The sequence below is a fragment of the Rhodococcus sp. 05-2255-3B1 genome (assembly GCF_002258545.1).
GTDB lineage: Bacteria > Actinomycetota > Actinomycetes > Mycobacteriales > Mycobacteriaceae > Rhodococcoides.
The window spans coordinates 155,058-171,811 of sequence record NZ_NOZC01000046.1 but is presented as its reverse complement, the minus strand read 5'-3'; the positions used below and the strand labels follow the sequence as shown (position 1 = coordinate 171,811).

The window sequence follows — 16,754 nt, the reverse complement described above, 5'->3', positions numbered from 1 at the left end:
CGGGTGCCTAGTCGATTCGACGCTTGTGCGCCCATCGCGTGAGCGCATTCCTGTTGGACTGCTGAGTCTTTCGGAGAACGTTCGAGGCATGGGTCTCGACGGTCTTGACGGAGATGAACAGATCCTCGGCGATCTCACGATAGGTGTACCCGCGTGCCAACAACCGCAACACCTCCAGTTCACGGGGCGTCAGCGAATCCAGTTCCGGATCCAGCGGGGGCTCCGGGGCAGCGCTGCGACCGGTGAACGAGTCGAGGACGAACCCGGCCAGACGGGGGCTGAAGACGGCATCTCCCCCGGCGACGCGTCGAACACCGTCGGCGAGCTCCGAGCCGGAGATCGTCTTGGTGACGTACCCCCTCGCCCCGGCACGGATGACGGCGATGACGTCCTCGGCAGCGTCGGACACACTCAGGGCGAGACAGACCGGCCCCTCGGAGATGCGGTTCAACACCGCGACGCCGCCGCCGTCGGGCATGTGCACGTCGAGCAACACCACGTCCGGCTTCGTCGATTCGATGCCCGAGACCGCCTCGGAGACGCCTCCGGCTTCCCCGACGACGTCGATGTCCGCCTCGCGAGCGAGTTCGGCTCGCACACCGGAACGGAACACCGCGTGGTCGTCGACGAGGAAAACGCGGAAAGGTTCGGTCACGTCGACTGCTCCTGCTGGGTGGATTCGGACGATTCGGTGGTGACGGAGGCTCCGTTGCGAGGCATGAAGATTCGCACTTCGGTTCCCTTGCCGACGGTCGACCGTACCTGCACCGTGCCACCGCGGCGCTCGATGCGTCCCCGAATGGACTTCGCCAGTCCCTGTCGATCCTCGGGTACCTCGGATTCGTCGAACCCGGTACCGCGATCGCGGACGAAAACGCTGACCTGTTCCGGTTCGGTCTCGGCGAACAGATCGATATTGGTCTCACCGGAATGCTTGGCCGCGTTGACGAGAGCCTCTCGCGTGGCACCCAGCAGCGCGGTGAAGCTCTCACGGGACAGGCCCGACTCGATGTCGTCGGGCAGTAGGTGCACGTCGCCGACAGTGATGGGTCGAACCGTCACGCCGTGCTGATCCTCGACCTCACCGGAGATGGTCTTGAGTGCGTCGGCCAAGCTGGAGTTGTCGGTATCTCCGCCGTCGAACAGCCATTTGCGGAGTTCGCGCTCCTGCCCGCGCGCCAACCGCATCACCTCGTGCGGCTGATCGGACTGTTTCTGGATCAGGGCCAGTGTCTGGAGCACCGAATCGTGCAGGTGCGACGCGATTTCCTCGCGCTCGTCGTTGCGGATGCGTGCAGACCGCTCGGCACCGAGCGCGCGCCAGGTGCGCAACCAGATGGGAACCGTCAACAGGCCGACGCCGACGAGAGTGACCACCACCGCCAGCAGTGACGAGCGCAGCGCGGCCAGATCGACGCGGGCGAGCACCACCACGGCGAGGCCGAGCACGATCAACGTCGCTCCGCCGACGACCCTCGCCCAACTCAACACGCTCGGATGCTTGGGCAGGCCGAGCGCAGTTCGTGGGCCCTCGGAGTCGAACTCACGCCAGACCAGGGCTGCACCGATCACCACGACGATGACCGGCACGATGACCGATGCAGCGGTACCGCTGAGCAGCCAGGCGAGCCCGACGGCGAGGCCGAGCCCGATGGCAGCCAACCCGAGCGCACGCTGGCGTTCGGCGGCACTCGGATGCGCAGTGTCCTCGCCCGCGGGCGTGAACATCCAGATCAATCCGTATGCGGCGATTCCGGCACCGGCGGATGCGGCGAGCAGCGCGAACGCCACCCGAACCTTGAATACGTCGACGCCGAGATGGTCGGCGAGCCCGCCTGCCACGCCGCCGACGATGCGTCCGCCGCCGCGGCGTTGGTAGGGGGCAGGAGCGGAGCCTGCAGAAGCGACAGGAAAAGCAGGAGCGGAGCCTGCAGAAGCGACAGGAAAAGCAGGAGCGGAGCCTGCAGAAGCGACAGGAAAAGCAGGAGCGGAGCCTGCAGGAGCGATGGGGGGAACAGGCGCGGAGCCTGCAGGAGCGATGGGGGGAACAGGGGTGACGGGCACGGCTGACGTGGTGTGGGTGGCCGTCGCGTCGCCTGCCGGGGACGGTGTGTTCCTGGCGGCGTCGACGGGTGGATTGTCGACAGGGTGCACGCCCTCGATCCTGGCACGGATGCGGTGGTGGTCGCATCAGGGTTCGCCCTGATGTTTTTCGTGGCTTTGTCGAGGTGGGCCCGATGTCGGGGACGAAGATCAGGGGTATCCCTGATGTGTTCGGTGGTCGTGGCGGACACGATGGTTGGCATGAGCAACGTGACCGTCTCGGATCAACTTCAGCAGATGTGGCGCACCCGTCCGCACCGCTTGCCGCAACGCGGGCATGTGGCGGGTGTTGCGGCCGGTATCGGCTATCGCTACGACGTCGACCCCGTTCTGATTCGGATCGCGTTCGTCGTCTCCACATTGTTCGGCGGTACCGGCATCGTGCTGTATCTGGCGGCGTGGCTGGTGCTCAGCCGCGCCGGTGACACGGCGTCGGGTGCGGAGTCGCTCGTCGGGCGTGGCAACAGCTCCGATTCGACGACCAAGATGGTGGTCGTGGCGGTGGCATTGGTCATCGCGGTGTCGACGATCGGCCCTGTGGGTGTCGGACTCGGAGGTTCGGGGCTGATCTCTCTGGTGGCGATGCTCGGTGGACTGTGGTTGCTGCACCAACGGTGCCCGGAGCCGCCGCCGTACATGCGGACGGCGGAGTTCTCCCGTAACCGCTACGCCCCCATGCCTTTCGGCTCCAACACGTCGGCAGAACAGTGGACGGCCGCGCAGTATCGTCCGCCGCAGTTCCAGTACGAGCGATACACGCCGTACACGACTCTGCCGAAGAGCTACGTTCCGACTCCGAAGACCGTCGAGCACTCCGGCTCCGGCACCGGCACAGACGCGCACACCGTGAACCTGAGCAAGGCAACCGCACCCGTCGAGAAGCCGACCGAGACGCCGACCGACATGCACACCGTGACTCCGCCGTCGTGGGACCCGCTCGGGGTGGCACCGTTCGCCTGGGATCTTCCCGAACCGACCGGGACATTCCCGCCCGCGGCGATCGAACGGAAGCGTCGATCACGGTGGACGGCAAGCTTTCTCGGCCTGGCCCTGCTCGCTGCCGGCATCACCGCGGCGGTCGGTGCCGCAACCGGTGGCGACTGGGCCTCGCCGGGCCGCGTCGGAGCCGTCGCTCTCGCCGTCGTCTCTGTCGGACTCGTGGTCGGCGCATTCCTCCGCAAGGGCTACGGATTGCTGGTGATCGCGGCACCTCTGGCCGGCTTCGTCGTCCTGGCCTCAGCGGTCGGTCCGATGGACATGGGCGAGAGTGCGTCGGGAACCCAGCGCATCGCACCGACCGCCGTTGCCGATCTCGCGGACACCTACGACGTCGGTATGGGTGAACTGGACCTCGACCTCACGGGCCTCGCCCTCACCGAGAACCGCACCGTCGAGATCGACGTGGCGCTGGGCAGTGCGTCGGTGACCGTGCCCGATTCGATGAACGTGATCGTGCAGTGCGAGGCGGCGTTGGGTTCGTGCCCCACCGACACACGGTTCGGCCCGGGAACGAGCAGCGATGATCCGGTACTGACGATCGTCGGCGATCTGGCACTCGGCGAACTGAAAGTGGGGAACCGGTGAAGAAGAACGAGACCGACCGTGTCGGCGACTACGACGATCCCTCCGGCGAGAATCGCACTTCGAGCCGACGCGGCCCCTCGGCACTGCTGCTGCTCGCCGGGCTGGCCACCATGGTCGTCTCGGTCGCAGCACTCATCGGCCAGGGAGCGATAGCGGCACTGGGCGACGTCCAGTTCCGCTGGGTGTTCGTCGTCGTCGCGGTGGTGGTCGGCTTCGCGCTACTGCTGGGACCCAGCAAGAAGAGCTGAGTCCGCTACTCCCACTCGATGGTGCCCGGCGGCTTGCTCGTGACGTCGAGAACGACTCGGTTGACCTCAGGAACCTCGTTGGTCACCCGAGTCGAGATCGTTTCGAGCACGTCGTAGGGCAAACGAGTCCAGTCCGCCGTCATGGCGTCCTCGCTCGAGACCGGACGGAGCACGATCGGATGGCCGTAGGTACGGCCGTCGCCCTGCACCCCGACACTGCGTACGTCGGCCAACAGCACCACCGGGCACTGCCAGATCTGTTGATCCAAGCCCGCGACCGTAAGTTCTTCTCGGACAATCGAATCGGCATGACGGAGCGTGTTCAGACGGTCGCGGGTGATCTCACCGACGATGCGAATCGCCAGACCCGGTCCTGGGAACGGCTGCCTGCCGACGATGTCCTCGGGCAATCCCAGTTCTCGTCCGACGGCACGCACCTCGTCCTTGAACAGTGCGCGAAGCGGCTCGACCAGGGCGAACTGAAGATCGTCCGGCAGGCCGCCGACGTTGTGGTGGCTCTTGATGTTGGCAGTACCGGACCCGCCGCCGGACTCGACGACATCCGGGTACAACGTGCCCTGCACCAGAAACTCGACTGCGTCGCCGTGCTCGGCGTTCTCGCCCAGCACCTCGGCCACCGCGCCTTCGAAGCTTCGGATGAACTCGCGGCCGATGATCTTGCGCTTCTCCTCGGGGTCCGAGACACCCTCGAGTGCGCCGAGGAAGGTGTCGACCGCATCGACGGTGACCAACTTGGCACCCGTCGCGGCGACGAAATCCTGCTGCACCTGCTCACGCTCGCCGGCGCGCAGTAGTCCGTGGTCGACGAAGACACAGGTCAGACGGTCACCGATCGCCCGCTGCACCAGCGCCGCCGCCACTGCGGAGTCGACGCCGCCCGAGAGGCCGCAGATGGCCTTGCCCGTCGGGCCGACCTGCTCCTGCACGGCGTCGACCAGAGCGTCGGCGATGTTGGCTGCAGTCCAGTCCGGCGCGATACCCGCCGTCTCGTGCAGGAATCGGCTGAGCACCTGCTGCCCGTGCGGGGAGTGCAGAACCTCGGGGTGATACTGCACGCCCGCCATACGCTTGCCCTCGTTCTCGAAGGCGGCGACCGGCGCGCCTGCGCTGGTGGCGGTGACGGTGAAGCCCTCCGGGGCCGCGGTGACGGCATCACCGTGACTCATCCAGACCGGCTGCGTGGCGGGCAGACCGTCGTGCAGACGACCGCCGTCCACGCTGAGTTGGGTGCGGCCGTATTCCCGCGTTCCGGTGTGTTCGACGGTTCCGCCGAGGGCCTGGGCCATGGCCTGGAATCCGTAGCAGATGCCGAACACGGGGATGCCGAGGTCGAGGAGCGCGGAATCGAGCTCGGGCGCACCCTCTGCGTAGACGCTGGAGGGTCCGCCGGACAGAACGAGCGCGACAGGGTCCTTCGCCGCGATCTCCTCGGCAGTGGCGGTATGCGAGATCACCTCGGAGTACACATTGGCCTCGCGCACACGGCGGGCGATCAACTGCGCGTACTGGGCGCCGAAATCGACGACGAGAACCGGGCGTGCGTGTGCGGGATCGTGTGCAGAGGAGTCGGTCACCGGGTCAGTCTAGTGGGACTGCCGCAGTGGTCATGCAACACCCGAATGCTCGACGGGCATCGCCGACGAACCCGACCGGATCTCGACGATCGGCAGTCGCAGACCACCCGGAGCATCCACCGGCACGACCGGGGAGTTCGGGGCGATCGGATCGAGGCGCTGGTACGGCAACCCCTGCGCCGGACGGAGATCCAGCTCGCCCTTGTTCGGCCACAGCGCGGCCGAACGCTCGGCCTGCGCGCTGATCGTCAGCGACGGGTTGACTCCGAGGTTGGCCGATACGGCAGCGCCGTCGACCACACTGAGCGTCGGGTAGCCGTGGACGCGGTGGTACGGATCGATGACGCCGTGCTCGGGATCCGAGGCGATCGCGCAGCCACCGAGGAAGTGGGCCGTGAGCGGAATGTTGAACAACTCTCCCCACGTACCGCCTGCCACACCACCGATCTTCTTGGCGATGCGTCGGGTGGCGTCGTTGCCCTCCGGGATCCACGTCGGGTTGGGCTCACCGTGCCCCTGTTTGCTCGAGATCTTGCGACCGAAGGCTCCGCGCTTGGTGAACGTGGTGATCGAGTTGTCCAGGTTCTGCATGACGAGCGCGATGATGGTGCGCTCGCTCCAGTGCCGGACGTTGACGACGCGGACGAACTGAATCGGATGAGCGATCATGGCGAACACGAACTTGAGCCACCGCGGAATCCTTCCGCCGCCGTCGGTCATCAGTGTCTGCAGCATGCCCATCGCGTTCGAGCCCTTGCCGTACCGGACCGGTTCGATGTGCGTGCTGGGACTGGGGTGGAACGAGGACGTGATGGCCACACCGTGCGTGAGGTCCATGTTCGGATCGACCGCCAGCTTCGCGGCCCCGACGATCGACTCGGAATTGGTGCGGGTCAGTTCCCCGAGCGTGTCCGACAGACGGGGCAGCGCACCCGTGTCCTTCATCTTGTGCAGCAGGTTCTGCGTACCCCAGGTGCCCGCAGCGAGAACCACGTTGGCCGCACTGTAGGTCTTGCGGCCCTTGCGCAGCCGGGCACCGGTTCGTTCGGTGTCGACGTCCCAGGTCCCGTCGGATCGGGGAACGAGACCGGTGACGGTCGTCATCGGAACGATCTCGGCTCCTGCGCGCTCGGCCAGGCCCAGGTAGTTCTTGAGCAGGGTGTTCTTGGCTCCGTGGCGGCAACCGGTCATGCACTCGCCGCATTCGATGCATCCGGTGCGCTCGGGGCCTGCTCCGCCGAAGTACGGGTCCGGGACCGTCTTGCCCGGTTCTTCGCCGAAGAACACTCCCACCGGTGTCTGGATGAAGGTATCGGCGACACCCATGTCCTCGGCGACCGACTTCATCACCTCGTCGGCGGGGGTCATGTGCGGGTTGCGGACGACACCGAGCATGCGGGTGGCCTGGTCGTAGAACGGGGAGAGCTCACTGCTCCAGTCGGTGATGTGCGCCCACTGCTTGTCCTCGAAGAACGGTGCCTGGGGCTTGTAGAGGGTGTTCGCGTAGTTCAGCGAACCGCCGCCGACTCCGGCACCGGCGAGGATGAGGCAGTCGCGCAGCAGGTGCACCCGCTGGATGCCGTAGAGGCCGAGCTTCGGTGCCCACAGGAAGCGCTTGAGATCCCAGCTGTTCTTCGCGAAGTCCTTGTCCTCGAAGCGTTGTCCGGCTTCCAGGATGCCGACGCGGTATCCCTTCTCCACCAACCGAAGCGCGGTGACGCTTCCGCCGAAGCCCGAACCGACGATCAAGACGTCGTAATCCGTTGCGCGAACAGCTGAACCCATGGTGACCTCCGCTACATCCGATGCTGTCGAACAGTATGCACACCCCCATGTGACTACCGCCACAACCGATTCTAGCTGTTACGAGAGGTATCACCAACACAGGGTCGGCTTACGTGGACGACATGCAGCAGAAAGGGCGCGCACCCCTGAGTGAAAGGAGTACGCGCCCTGTCGGAGCAGTGTCGATCAAGCCCTGACGTTCAGGCCCACCTTCTGGAATTCCTTGAGATCGGAGTACCCGGACTTCGCCATCGACCGACGCAGCCCGCCGACGAGGTTGATCGAGCCGTACGACTCACGCGACGGTCCGTTGAGCACCTGATCCAGGCTCGGCCGCTCCCCCGCCGACATCGGCAGCAGCGCCCCGCGCGGCATGGACGGATGCGCCGCGGCCGACGGCCAGTACCAACCTCCGCCGGGAGCCTCCGCGGCGACGGCAAGCGGAGCACCGAGAACCGCAGCATCGGCCCCACAGGCGATGGCCTTGGCGAGGGCACCGGAGGTGGTGATGTCGCCGTCGGCGATGACGTGCACGTAGCGCCCGCCGGTTTCGTCCAGGTAGTCCCGACGTGCCGCGGCCGCATCGGCGATGGCGGTGGCCATCGGAACGCCGATGCCGAGCACCTCACCGGTGGTCGTGCCACCTTCGACCGAGCCGTAACCGACGATGACGCCTGCCGCGCCGGTGCGCATCAGGTGCAGCGCCGTGCGGTGATCGCTCACGCCGCCTGCGATGACGGGAACATCCAGCTCCGCGATGAAGGTCTTGAGGTTCAGCGGCTCGTCCTCACCGTGAGCCACGTGCTCGGCGGAGATGATCGTGCCCTGGATGACCAGCAGATCGAGACCCGACGCCACCAGGGCGGGGGTGAGCGAGCGAGCGTTCTGCGGGCTCACCCGAACGGCGACGGTCACCCCGGAGTCACGGACCTGACCGACGGCCGCGGCCAGCAGATCCGGCCGAAGCGGTGCCGCGTGCAGTTCCTGCAGGAAGGCGATAGGTGCGTCCGGATCGAGATCGGTCTCGGCGATGTGGATCAGCTGATCGAGCTTCGCCTGCACGTCCGCGTGGCGCGCCCAGAGTCCTTCACCGTTGATGACACCCAGCCCACCCTGGCGACCCAGCTCGATCGCGAACTCGGGCGAGACCAGAGCATCGGTCGGATGCGCCAGAACGGGAATGTCGAAGCGGTACGCGTCGAGCTGCCATGCCGTCGACACCTCCTTCGACGACCGGGTACGACGGGACGGCACGATGTCGATGTCGTCCAGCTGGTAGGTGCGGCGGGCTTCTCTGCCCATGCCGATTTCAACGAGGTCGCGCACGCGCGCACCTTTCTACTTCGAGAGCGAATCGAATCGGCCGAGGAAGGGCCGAGGCGACTATCGGGTGGTGTAGTTCGGGGCCTCTGCGGTCATCGTGATGTCGTGCGGGTGGCTCTCCTTGAGCCCGGCCGCAGTGATCTGCACGAACTGAGCCTTCTGCAGGTCCTCGATCGAGGTGGAACCGGTGTACCCCATCGCAGCGCGCAGACCACCGGTGAGCTGGTGGATGACCTGGGTCAACGGACCGCGGTACGGGACGCGACCCTCGATGCCCTCGGGCACCAATTTGTCCTCGGCCAGCACGTCGTCCTGGAAGTAGCGGTCCTTGGAGAACGACTTCGCTCCCCCTCGCCCCTGCATCGCGCCGAGCGAACCCATGCCGCGGTAGCTCTTGAACTGCTTGCCGCCCACCAGAATCAGCTCGCCCGGCGACTCTGCGGTTCCGGCCAGCAACGATCCGAGCATGGCGGTCGAAGCACCCGCAGCGAGCGCCTTGGCGATGTCGCCGGAGAACTGCAGACCGCCGTCGGCGATGACCGGCACACCGTGTGGCTTGCACGCCGCGACGGCTTCGAGGATGGCGGTGATCTGCGGAGCGCCGACGCCTGCGACAACGCGGGTGGTGCAGATCGATCCCGGCCCGACGCCGACCTTGACCGCGTCCGCACCCGCCTCGACGAGGGCGAGTGCGCCCGCTCGGGTGGCCACGTTGCCGCCGACGACCTGTACGCGGTCGCCCACCTCGGCCTTGAGTTTGCTGACCATCTCGAGTACCTGCGAATTGTGGCCGTGCGCGGTGTCGACGATGATGACGTCCACCCCGGCGTCGGTCAGAGCCATCGATCGAGCCCAGGCGTCCTGCCCGACGCCCACCGCGGCACCGACCAGCAGGCGACCGTCACGGTCCTTGGTGGCATCGGGGTGCTGCTCGGTCTTGACGAAGTCCTTCACGGTGATCAGGCCGGTGAGCGCGCCCTTGCCGTCCACGATCGGCAGCTTCTCGATCTTGTGGCGACGCAACAGACCGAGCGCCGCTTCCGCGGTGACGCCCTCCTGCGCGGTGATCAACGGCGCCTTGGTCATGACGTCGGCGACGCGGCGGTTCTGATCGACCTCGAACCGCATGTCGCGGTTGGTGATGATGCCGACCAGCGCACCGGTCTCGTCGGTGACCGGAAGACCGGAGATCCGGAAGCGCGCACACATGGCGTCGACCTCGGCCAACGAGTCGGTGGGCTTGCAGGTGACGGGGTCGGTGACCATCCCGGCCTCCGAGCGCTTGACCGTCTCGACCTGCGACGCCTGATCCTGCAGCGACAGGTTGCGGTGCAGCACACCCATTCCGCCGGCGCGGGCCATGGCGATGGCCATCCGCGCCTCGGTGACGGTGTCCATGGCGGAGCTGACCAGCGGTACCCGCAGGCGGATCTCGCGGGTGATCTGGCTCGAGGTGTCGACCGAGCTGGGAATCAGATCCGAAGCGGCCGGCAGCAGCAGGACGTCGTCGAACGTGAGGCCGAGCATCGCGACCTTGTTGGGATCGTCGCCGCCTGTGCGGACGTGGGCTCCGGGACTACTCATACGAATCTGGCCCTCCCTAGAGCCTGGTTGCACTTCGGCGCGGCGTGCGGCCGGTGAGAGCTCGCAGGCGCACCGCAATGCGGTGTTGGAGAACGGATGGAGTTTCGGCACTTGCACTCATCTGTTCAGCGCCGTGAACCATGGTATCGGCTAGGGCACAACCAGTGCGAATGCCTCCCGCTGTGAGTGGCTTCGAGCACCGAAATCGCGGTCTGCACCAGTGTCGGCGGCCACCGCGTCCGGCATGTCGTATTCGAACGGCTGGCGCAGACCCACAAGTCCTGCGTACCGTGGAGGCGTGCGCGATCAACTGCCTCCCGGTCTACCCCCGGATCCGTTCGCCGGAGACCCAGCCGACCCGTCGGCCGCCCTCGACGCCATCGAGCCAGGCCAGCCTCTCGATCCTCAGGAGCGCCTGGCCGTCGAGGAAGACCTGGCGGACCTGGCTGTCTACGAGGCACTGCTCGGCCACCGCGGCATCCGCGGACTGGTCGTGTGCTGCGAGGACTGCCAGCAGGACCACTACCACGACTGGGACATGTTGCGGGCGAACCTTCTGCAGCTTCTGGTCGACGGAACCGTCCGTCCGCACGAGCCCGCCTACGACCCCGTCCCCGACGCCTACGTGACCTGGGATTACTGCCGCGGGTTCGCCGACGCTTCGATGAACGACGCGTTGCACGGCGACGGATTCGACAGCTGACCCTTTCCGCATCTTCACACGAAGAAGCCCGACACGATCATCGTGTCGGGCTTCTTCGTCGTTCGGTGGGGAATCGAAACCCGGTCAGCTGCCGCCGGACGGAACCGACATGCGGTCGCGGTTCTCCGACGAACTGCCTCCAGCGGTCGCTGTCGGCTGATCGGGCTCCTGAACCACCGTCGGCGTGACATCGGTGGTCGTCGTCGGACTCGGGGTCGTCGTGGTGGGCGGAACCACGGGTGTCGTCGTCGGAGCCGGAGTGATCGGCACACCCGTGGTGTCGGGTGCGACCTGATCCACCGGAGCCTGTGGCAACACGACCTCCGAGCTGGGCACCGGAGCCGGGATCACATCGGCAGGCGGCGGGACGGGCGCGGGCAGCGTCAGAGCCTGCAGTTCCTGCAGCAGACGCGCCAGCCACTGATCGAGCTCGGCGCGCTGCGCGTCGTCGAGCACAGCGGAACTGCTGTTCGACGCACCGTCGAGCAGTGCGCGAGCGGCAGTGGTGTCCCCGGAGGACAGAAGATTTTCCGCCTCCTGCAGTTTGGACGTCGTATCGATCTGCGCCACGGTCGAATCGGCCTGCTCGGAGAAGACGACCGACTTGACGCTCCACAGCGGATCGTCCGGTGTCGAGTTGTACGAGATGACCACCAGGCCACCCATCACGACGGCGATCGCGGCTGCGGCACCGGCGATGGGACGCAACAAACGCATCCGTCCACTGCGGTTGGCCGAGCTCGAGCGAGCCATGTCGGCGGCGAGCTTCTCGCGTTCGACCGACGCGACGACCACGTCGAGGGAGGGTCCGGACGGCATCGCCGGCGTGACCACGTCTGCTCGCCAGTTGGCCAACAGTAGGGCGAGTTGGTACTCGTCTGCGTCATCGGTGGCAATCGGTCCGTCACCACTGATCGCGTCGATGAACGCATCGTCACGACGTACGGCGACGAGGTCCACTGGACCACCGTCTGCGCCGATGTCGGCATAGGGATCGTTCTGCTTCGGTCCAGTGGAGTTCACGTGCTCACCGATACGCGAGATTCCGCGACGCGGGGTCTCACCGGGGCCACCGTGACCATTGTCCCTAGCCATACATTTCACCTGCTCTCACAACTTCGTTCTTCAGTTTTGCGATAGCTCGGTGCTGAGCCACGCGGATAGCGCCTGCAGTGCTGCCGACGGCGGCTGCTGTTTCCTCGGCCGACAATCCGACTATCAGTCGGAGCACCAGAATCTCGCGGTGCTTGGCGGGCAAGGTGTCCAGCAGTGCAGTCATCTGTCGACTCGACTCGGATTCGAGAGCGCGTTGCTCCGGTCCGTGCTCCATCGACACGACATCTGGTACTTCGGCGGCCGGGTCCGATTTGTTACGCGAGGCGCTGCGATGGGCGTCGGCGACCTTGTGAGCCGCGATGCCGTACACGAATGCCATGAACGGACGACCTTGGTCCTGGTATCGCGGCAAGGCGGTCATGACTGCCAAACAGACCTCCTGCGCCACGTCGTCGGCCGAAAGCTGACCGCGTTCGGCCGAACCGACCCGTGCCCGGCAGTACCGAACGACGAGTGGTCGGATGAACTCCAAGACCCGGGACAGAGCCAGTCGATCGCCTTGCGCTGCGGCAACGACGAAAGAGTCAAGCTCCTCACCCGCACTGTTCATCGTCGACAAATTTCCCCGCGTTACAGGTACGCACCCGCCTGGGAGCGCTTCCACGTGGTGGTGGAACGAGACCAAGGATAGCGACACCACCCGGTCACAACCGAACCAATCGGTCCGACTCCGACCCAGGTCCTGGTCAACCGACCGTCGAACCACCCAGGCGATCGATGGCGGCAGCCAAGTCGCCGGAGGCGATCATCCCGGCATCGACCCCGCCTGTTCCCTCGAAGAGCATCGTGGCGGCCCAGCGCAGGGGTAGCAGACCTGCCATCTCCGCAGCACAGGCCACCTGGACGGCCGACTCACGGGCACGGGAGGTCTCACCGGCACAACTCAGTGCGGCCGCAACCACCAGGTCGGTCTTGACGATGTGCCGTAACGAATCGGCATCTTCGGCGAGAGCTCGAGCGGCCTCGGCGTGTCGGACTGCCTCGGGTCCGTCGCCGCGCATCATCGCCAACTCGGCCGCCACCCACGCCGCCCGCAGTGCCGGGCGCCACGATCCCCGACCGACGTGGCCGTGCCGCTGGCCCGCACTGCGGGCCAGGAGGGTGTCCGCGAGGTGAAACCGTCCGCTTCCCAATGCATCTGCGGCCAGGCCGGTCAGCGCATCGCTACGGGCCTGAACGGAGTCCTCGGATTCCGACGGCCCTACGAGACCGACGAGAATGACAGCCATGCCGTCGAATCGGCGGGCTCGCTCGTGTTCGCCCACCTGACGCAGCCACGACGCTCTGGTCGAGGCGTGCAGCGACCGAAGTTCCGGGCCACGGGGCCGATGCCTCCGAAGCTCGATTTCGGCGGCGCTGTATCGACCCTGGCCCGCCAACGCGACACTGCGAAACCAGCTCTCTCGCGAATCGGTGGCGGCCGGGAGCGGAAATCGGCCGGGGTTGCTGCCGAAGGCAGCGTCGAAGAGTTCGGACTGCGTCGCGGTGAACAGCGAGCTCTGCTCTGATGGCACGGACGCAAGGGTAGGGCCTGAGCCTGCGCCGAACCGCGCCCGAGTCCTACCGATTCGTGGCGACGTTATTACGTGGGGCGAATTCGCTATCGGACCGAAAGGGGCATCGGCGCATCGTTTCCTGTGCGCAGAAAGCAGTTTTCAAGGAATTAACAATGTGAACACGGGCCGATTCGAAGACGAGAATCTGAACGCTGTGTGGCGAATAGGTTAATCGGCACACTCGATCGCTCATTCGGCTCACGACGCACAGCCTGCCGAATCCGCGCCCACTCGAACGTCGCCCCGCGATCCACGCGATCGTCTCGGACACTCCGTGCGGGCTCGGTCGAGGGAACCGACGTCGAGCCCGAGGTGTTGATCCGGACTACGCTCGGCACCACCGACACTGCTGTGATCAGCAGAAATACCGACAACAAGGGTCCGGTCGGATCCAGCTGGAGTCTCGTCGAACCGCCGCGGGACGTCTGCGTCGGAGCGCACCGCATCGGCAGCCGCACAGCCTGTGCACTCTCATCGTCTCGCGTGTCGGCGGATTCTTCAACAGGAAGGACACGCATGCGGGTGAGTCGAAGTAAATATCGCCCGTGTTAATTCTTTGCCCCATAACTATGCATTTGCCCACGACAGAGAACTATTGACTCGATTTCGTCGATCCACATAACGTTGTCGACATTCGGATCACGAATCCGAGAAGCCACACCACCCTAGGAGTTTCCATGCCGCAGCCGAATCACCTCCCTGGGCCGAACGCCGACATTTGGGATTGGCAGATGCACGGCCTGTGCCGTGGCGTCGATTCGTCCATGTTCTTCCACCCGGACGGCGAGCGGGGCCGGGCACGAGCACAGCGCGAGATGCGAGCCAAGGAAATGTGCCGCAGCTGCCCCGTACTCGCTCAATGCCGTACACACGCTCTCAACGTCAGCGAGCCCTACGGGATCTGGGGCGGGATGTCCGAGACCGAGCGGGAACTGCACGCTCGTCACAATCGCCGCCGCATCGCGGTGTAGTCACCCCAACACCGAGAAAGCCCCCCAACCCGTTCGGGTTGGGGGGCTTTCTCGGTGTCACCGAACGTCAGTGAGCGTGTCCGTGTCCGGCAGCAGGCTCGGAAGCCTCTTCCGGCTTCTCCACGATCGCACTCTCGGTCGTCAGGATCATGCGTGCAACCGACGCGGCGTTGACCACTGCGGAGCGAGTCACCTTGACCGGATCGACGACGCCGTCGGCCAGCAGGTCGCCGTACGTCAGCGTCGCGGCGTTGAATCCGTGACCCTTCGGCAGTTCTGCCACCTTGCTGACGACGACGGAGCCGTCGATGCCCGCGTTGGAGGCGATCCAGAACAGCGGTGCGTTGAGCGCGGTGCGCACCACGGCCACGCCGGTAGCTTCGTCACCGGTCAGGCCCAGGTCGTCGGCCAGAGCCAACGCTGCCTGAGTCAGAGCCGAGCCGCCGCCGGGGACGATTCCCTCTTCGACCGCAGCCTTGGCCGCAGCCACGGCGTCGTCGACGCGGAACTTGCGTTCCTTGAGCTCGGTCTCGGTGGCTGCGCCGACCTTGATGACCGCGATGCCGCCCGAGAGCTTCGCCAGACGCTCTTCGAGCTTCTCGCGATCCCACTCCGAATCGGTGCTCTCGATCTCACGACGGAGCTGACCGACGCGCGCATCGATGTCGTCCTGCGTGCCCGCACCGTCGACGATGGTCGTGTCGTCCTTGGTGACGACGACGCGACGAGCGCGACCGAGCAGCTCGAGGCCGGCTTCCTTGAGACTCAGACCCACATCGGCGGTGATGACCTGACCGGCCGTCACGACCGCGAGATCGTCGAGGAATGCCTTGCGGCGATCACCGAAGAACGGTGCCTTGACCGCCACGGCCTTGATCGTCTTGCGGATGGAGTTGACGACCAGCGTCGAGAGAACTTCACCCTCGGTGTCCTCGGCGATGATGAGCAACGGCTTGCCGCTCTCGGCAACCTTCTCCAGCAGAGGCAGAAAGTCCGGAAGCGATGTGATCTTCTCGCGGTACAGCAGGACGTACGCGTCCTCGAGAACTGCTTCCTGCGCGTCGACGTCGGTGACGAAGTACGGCGACAGGTAGCCCTTGTCGAACTGCACGCCTTCGGTGACCGACAGCTCGGTCAGCAGCGTCGAGGACTCCTCGACGGTGACGACGCCGTCTGCGCCGACGCGAGTGAGCGCCTCGCCGACGAGCTCACCGATCTCGGGGTCACGCGAGGACACGGTGGCGACCTGAGCGATCGCCTGCTTGCCCTCGACCGGGGTTGCGGCGGCGAGCAGGGCCTCGGCGACCTTGTCGGCCGCCTTGGAGATGCCGGTACCGAGCGCGATCGGGTTCGCGCCCGCGGCGATGTTCTTCAGACCGCCGCGCACGAGCGCCTGCGCGAGGACCGTCGCGGTGGTGGTTCCGTCGCCTGCAACGTCGTTGGTCTTGGTGGCGACGCTCTTGACCAGCTGCGCGCCGAGGTTCTCGAACGGATCCTCCAGGTCGATCTCACGAGCGATGGAGACACCGTCGTTCGTGACGGTCGGACCGCCGAATGCCTTGGACAGGACGACGTGGCGTCCCCGTGGCCCGAGCGTCACCTTGACTGCGTCGGCCAACTTGTCGACGCCGCGTTCGAGTGCGCGGCGCGCTTCCTCGTTGAATTGGATTTGCTTTGCCATGTTTCGGTGTTACTCCTTCGAGCAAAGAAACTCGATCGAACGCACACCGCCCCGGGACCGACACGAAAATCGGATACCGGGGCGGATGCGTTGTGGCCTACTTGGCGATGACAGCCAGCACGTCGCGTGCCGACAGAATCAGGTACTCCTCGCCGGCGTACTTGATCTCGGTGCCGCCGTACTTGCTGTAGATGACGGTGTCACCTTCTTTGACGTCGACCGGGATGCGGTTGCCCTTCTCGGTGACACGGCCTTCGCCCACGGCGACGACGGTGCCCTCCTGGGGCTTCTCCTTGGCTGTGTCGGGGATGACCAGACCGGAGGCGGTCGTCGTCTCGGCCTCGTTGGCCTGGACGAGGATCTTGTCCTCGAGCGGCTTGATTTTCACGCTCGCCACGTTGAGCCCTCCAAAGTTATGGGGTACGCGCCCGGGGTCGGATCCCCGGACAGCTGTGTGTATGTACTTCTCGTGCGGTTCTGACAATCACGGCCTGAACTCGTTCCC

At 65.9% G+C, this 16,754-nt stretch carries 16 protein-coding genes; 5 read left to right on the top strand and 11 right to left on the bottom strand.

Features of this window, described 5'->3' with window-relative positions; all coding sequences use genetic code 11:
• Positions 1-7 precede the first annotated feature (7 nt).
• Positions 8-655, bottom strand: coding sequence for a response regulator transcription factor (locus CH249_RS27330; RefSeq protein ID WP_032397495.1), 648 nt, complete (start codon positions 653-655; stop codon positions 8-10).
• On the bottom strand, positions 652-2,007 hold the full coding sequence (locus CH249_RS27325; protein WP_373453512.1) for a sensor histidine kinase: 1,356 nt from the start codon (positions 2,005-2,007) through the stop codon (positions 652-654). The genes CH249_RS27330 and CH249_RS27325 overlap by 4 nt, the downstream gene beginning before the upstream one ends.
• Positions 2,008-2,053: 46 nt before the next feature.
• Between CH249_RS27325 and CH249_RS28595 the strand changes: the two genes are divergently transcribed.
• The 3 genes from CH249_RS28595 (at position 2,054) to CH249_RS27315 (ending at position 3,935) form a co-directional block, all read left to right on the top strand.
• Positions 2,054-2,206, top strand: coding sequence for a hypothetical protein (locus tag CH249_RS28595; RefSeq protein WP_256988511.1), 153 nt, complete (start codon positions 2,054-2,056; stop codon positions 2,204-2,206).
• Between the two features lie 98 nt (positions 2,207-2,304).
• Entirely contained in the window at positions 2,305-3,687 is a 1,383-nt protein-coding gene (locus CH249_RS27320; protein ID WP_256988507.1) for a PspC domain-containing protein, read from the top strand.
• On the top strand, positions 3,684-3,935 hold the full coding sequence (locus CH249_RS27315) for a hypothetical protein (RefSeq protein WP_094629821.1): 252 nt from the start codon (positions 3,684-3,686) through the stop codon (positions 3,933-3,935). The genes CH249_RS27320 and CH249_RS27315 overlap by 4 nt, the downstream gene beginning before the upstream one ends.
• 5 nt (positions 3,936-3,940) lie before the next feature.
• On the opposite strand, the gene guaA is transcribed toward CH249_RS27315, so the two are convergent.
• The 4 genes from guaA to guaB all read right to left on the bottom strand — a co-directional run bounded on the left by guaA (position 3,941) and on the right by guaB (position 10,222).
• A complete protein-coding gene (gene guaA / locus CH249_RS27310) occupies positions 3,941-5,530 on the bottom strand; it encodes a glutamine-hydrolyzing GMP synthase (RefSeq protein WP_032397497.1) in 1,590 nt (529 codons plus the stop codon).
• Between the two features lie 30 nt (positions 5,531-5,560).
• On the bottom strand, positions 5,561-7,315 hold the full coding sequence (locus CH249_RS27305; RefSeq protein WP_032397498.1) for an FAD-dependent oxidoreductase: 1,755 nt from the start codon (positions 7,313-7,315) through the stop codon (positions 5,561-5,563).
• Positions 7,316-7,501: 186 nt separating this feature from the next.
• On the bottom strand, positions 7,502-8,641 hold the full coding sequence (locus tag CH249_RS27300; RefSeq protein ID WP_032397499.1) for a GuaB3 family IMP dehydrogenase-related protein: 1,140 nt from the start codon (positions 8,639-8,641) through the stop codon (positions 7,502-7,504).
• Between the two features lie 57 nt (positions 8,642-8,698).
• Positions 8,699-10,222: an IMP dehydrogenase gene (gene guaB, locus CH249_RS27295; protein ID WP_176459332.1), complete on the bottom strand. Its 1,524-nt coding sequence runs from the start codon at positions 10,220-10,222 to the stop codon at positions 8,699-8,701.
• Positions 10,223-10,520: 298 nt separating this feature from the next.
• Between guaB and CH249_RS27290 the strand changes: the two genes are divergently transcribed.
• Complete coding sequence (locus CH249_RS27290) at positions 10,521-10,925, top strand: DUF5319 domain-containing protein (protein ID WP_032378069.1); 405 nt, start codon at positions 10,521-10,523, stop codon at positions 10,923-10,925.
• Positions 10,926-11,009: 84 nt separating this feature from the next.
• On the opposite strand, the gene CH249_RS27285 is transcribed toward CH249_RS27290, so the two are convergent.
• The 3 genes from CH249_RS27285 to CH249_RS27275 all read right to left on the bottom strand — a co-directional run bounded on the left by CH249_RS27285 (position 11,010) and on the right by CH249_RS27275 (position 13,555).
• Positions 11,010-12,020, bottom strand: coding sequence for an anti-sigma-D factor RsdA (locus CH249_RS27285; protein WP_094645367.1), 1,011 nt, complete (start codon positions 12,018-12,020; stop codon positions 11,010-11,012).
• The gene (locus CH249_RS27280; RefSeq protein WP_032397500.1) at positions 12,013-12,591 is read right to left on the bottom strand and encodes a sigma-70 family RNA polymerase sigma factor; all 579 of its coding nucleotides are present in this window, start codon (positions 12,589-12,591) and stop codon (positions 12,013-12,015) included. The genes CH249_RS27285 and CH249_RS27280 overlap by 8 nt, the downstream gene beginning before the upstream one ends.
• Before the next feature lie 136 nt (positions 12,592-12,727).
• On the bottom strand, positions 12,728-13,555 hold the full coding sequence (locus tag CH249_RS27275) for a hypothetical protein (RefSeq protein WP_254924058.1): 828 nt from the start codon (positions 13,553-13,555) through the stop codon (positions 12,728-12,730).
• Positions 13,556-14,274: 719 nt separating this feature from the next.
• Here CH249_RS27275 and CH249_RS27265 point away from each other — a divergent pair.
• Positions 14,275-14,568, top strand: coding sequence for a WhiB family transcriptional regulator (locus CH249_RS27265; RefSeq protein ID WP_027496361.1), 294 nt, complete (start codon positions 14,275-14,277; stop codon positions 14,566-14,568).
• Positions 14,569-14,635: 67 nt separating this feature from the next.
• Here the strand turns inward: CH249_RS27265 and groL are convergent, their stop codons facing one another.
• Positions 14,636-16,249 carry a chaperonin GroEL gene (gene groL, locus CH249_RS27260; protein WP_032397502.1) on the bottom strand — a complete coding sequence of 538 codons (1,614 nt, stop codon included), beginning with the start codon at positions 16,247-16,249 and terminating at the stop codon, positions 14,636-14,638.
• 97 nt (positions 16,250-16,346) lie between these two features.
• Positions 16,347-16,646 carry a co-chaperone GroES gene (gene groES / locus CH249_RS27255; RefSeq protein ID WP_008718149.1) on the bottom strand — a complete coding sequence of 100 codons (300 nt, stop codon included), beginning with the start codon at positions 16,644-16,646 and terminating at the stop codon, positions 16,347-16,349.
• Positions 16,647-16,754: the final 108 nt, after the last annotated feature.

Excerpts from the sequence above, each read along its gene's own strand:
- CH249_RS27285 (WP_094645367.1), bottom strand. The coding sequence starts at position 12,020 with ATGGCTAGGGACAATGGTCACGGTGGCCCCGGTGAGACCCCGCGTCGC.
- guaB (WP_176459332.1), bottom strand. The coding sequence starts at position 10,222 with ATGAGTAGTCCCGGAGCCCACGTCCGCACAGGCGGCGACGATCCCAAC.
- CH249_RS27280 (WP_032397500.1), bottom strand. The coding sequence starts at position 12,591 with ATGAACAGTGCGGGTGAGGAGCTTGACTCTTTCGTCGTTGCCGCAGCG.
- CH249_RS27320 (WP_256988507.1), top strand. The coding sequence starts at position 2,305 with ATGAGCAACGTGACCGTCTCGGATCAACTTCAGCAGATGTGGCGCACC.
- CH249_RS27265 (WP_027496361.1), top strand. The coding sequence starts at position 14,275 with ATGCCGCAGCCGAATCACCTCCCTGGGCCGAACGCCGACATTTGGGAT.
- CH249_RS27305 (WP_032397498.1), bottom strand. The coding sequence starts at position 7,315 with ATGGGTTCAGCTGTTCGCGCAACGGATTACGACGTCTTGATCGTCGGT.
- groL (WP_032397502.1), bottom strand. The coding sequence starts at position 16,249 with ATGGCAAAGCAAATCCAATTCAACGAGGAAGCGCGCCGCGCACTCGAA.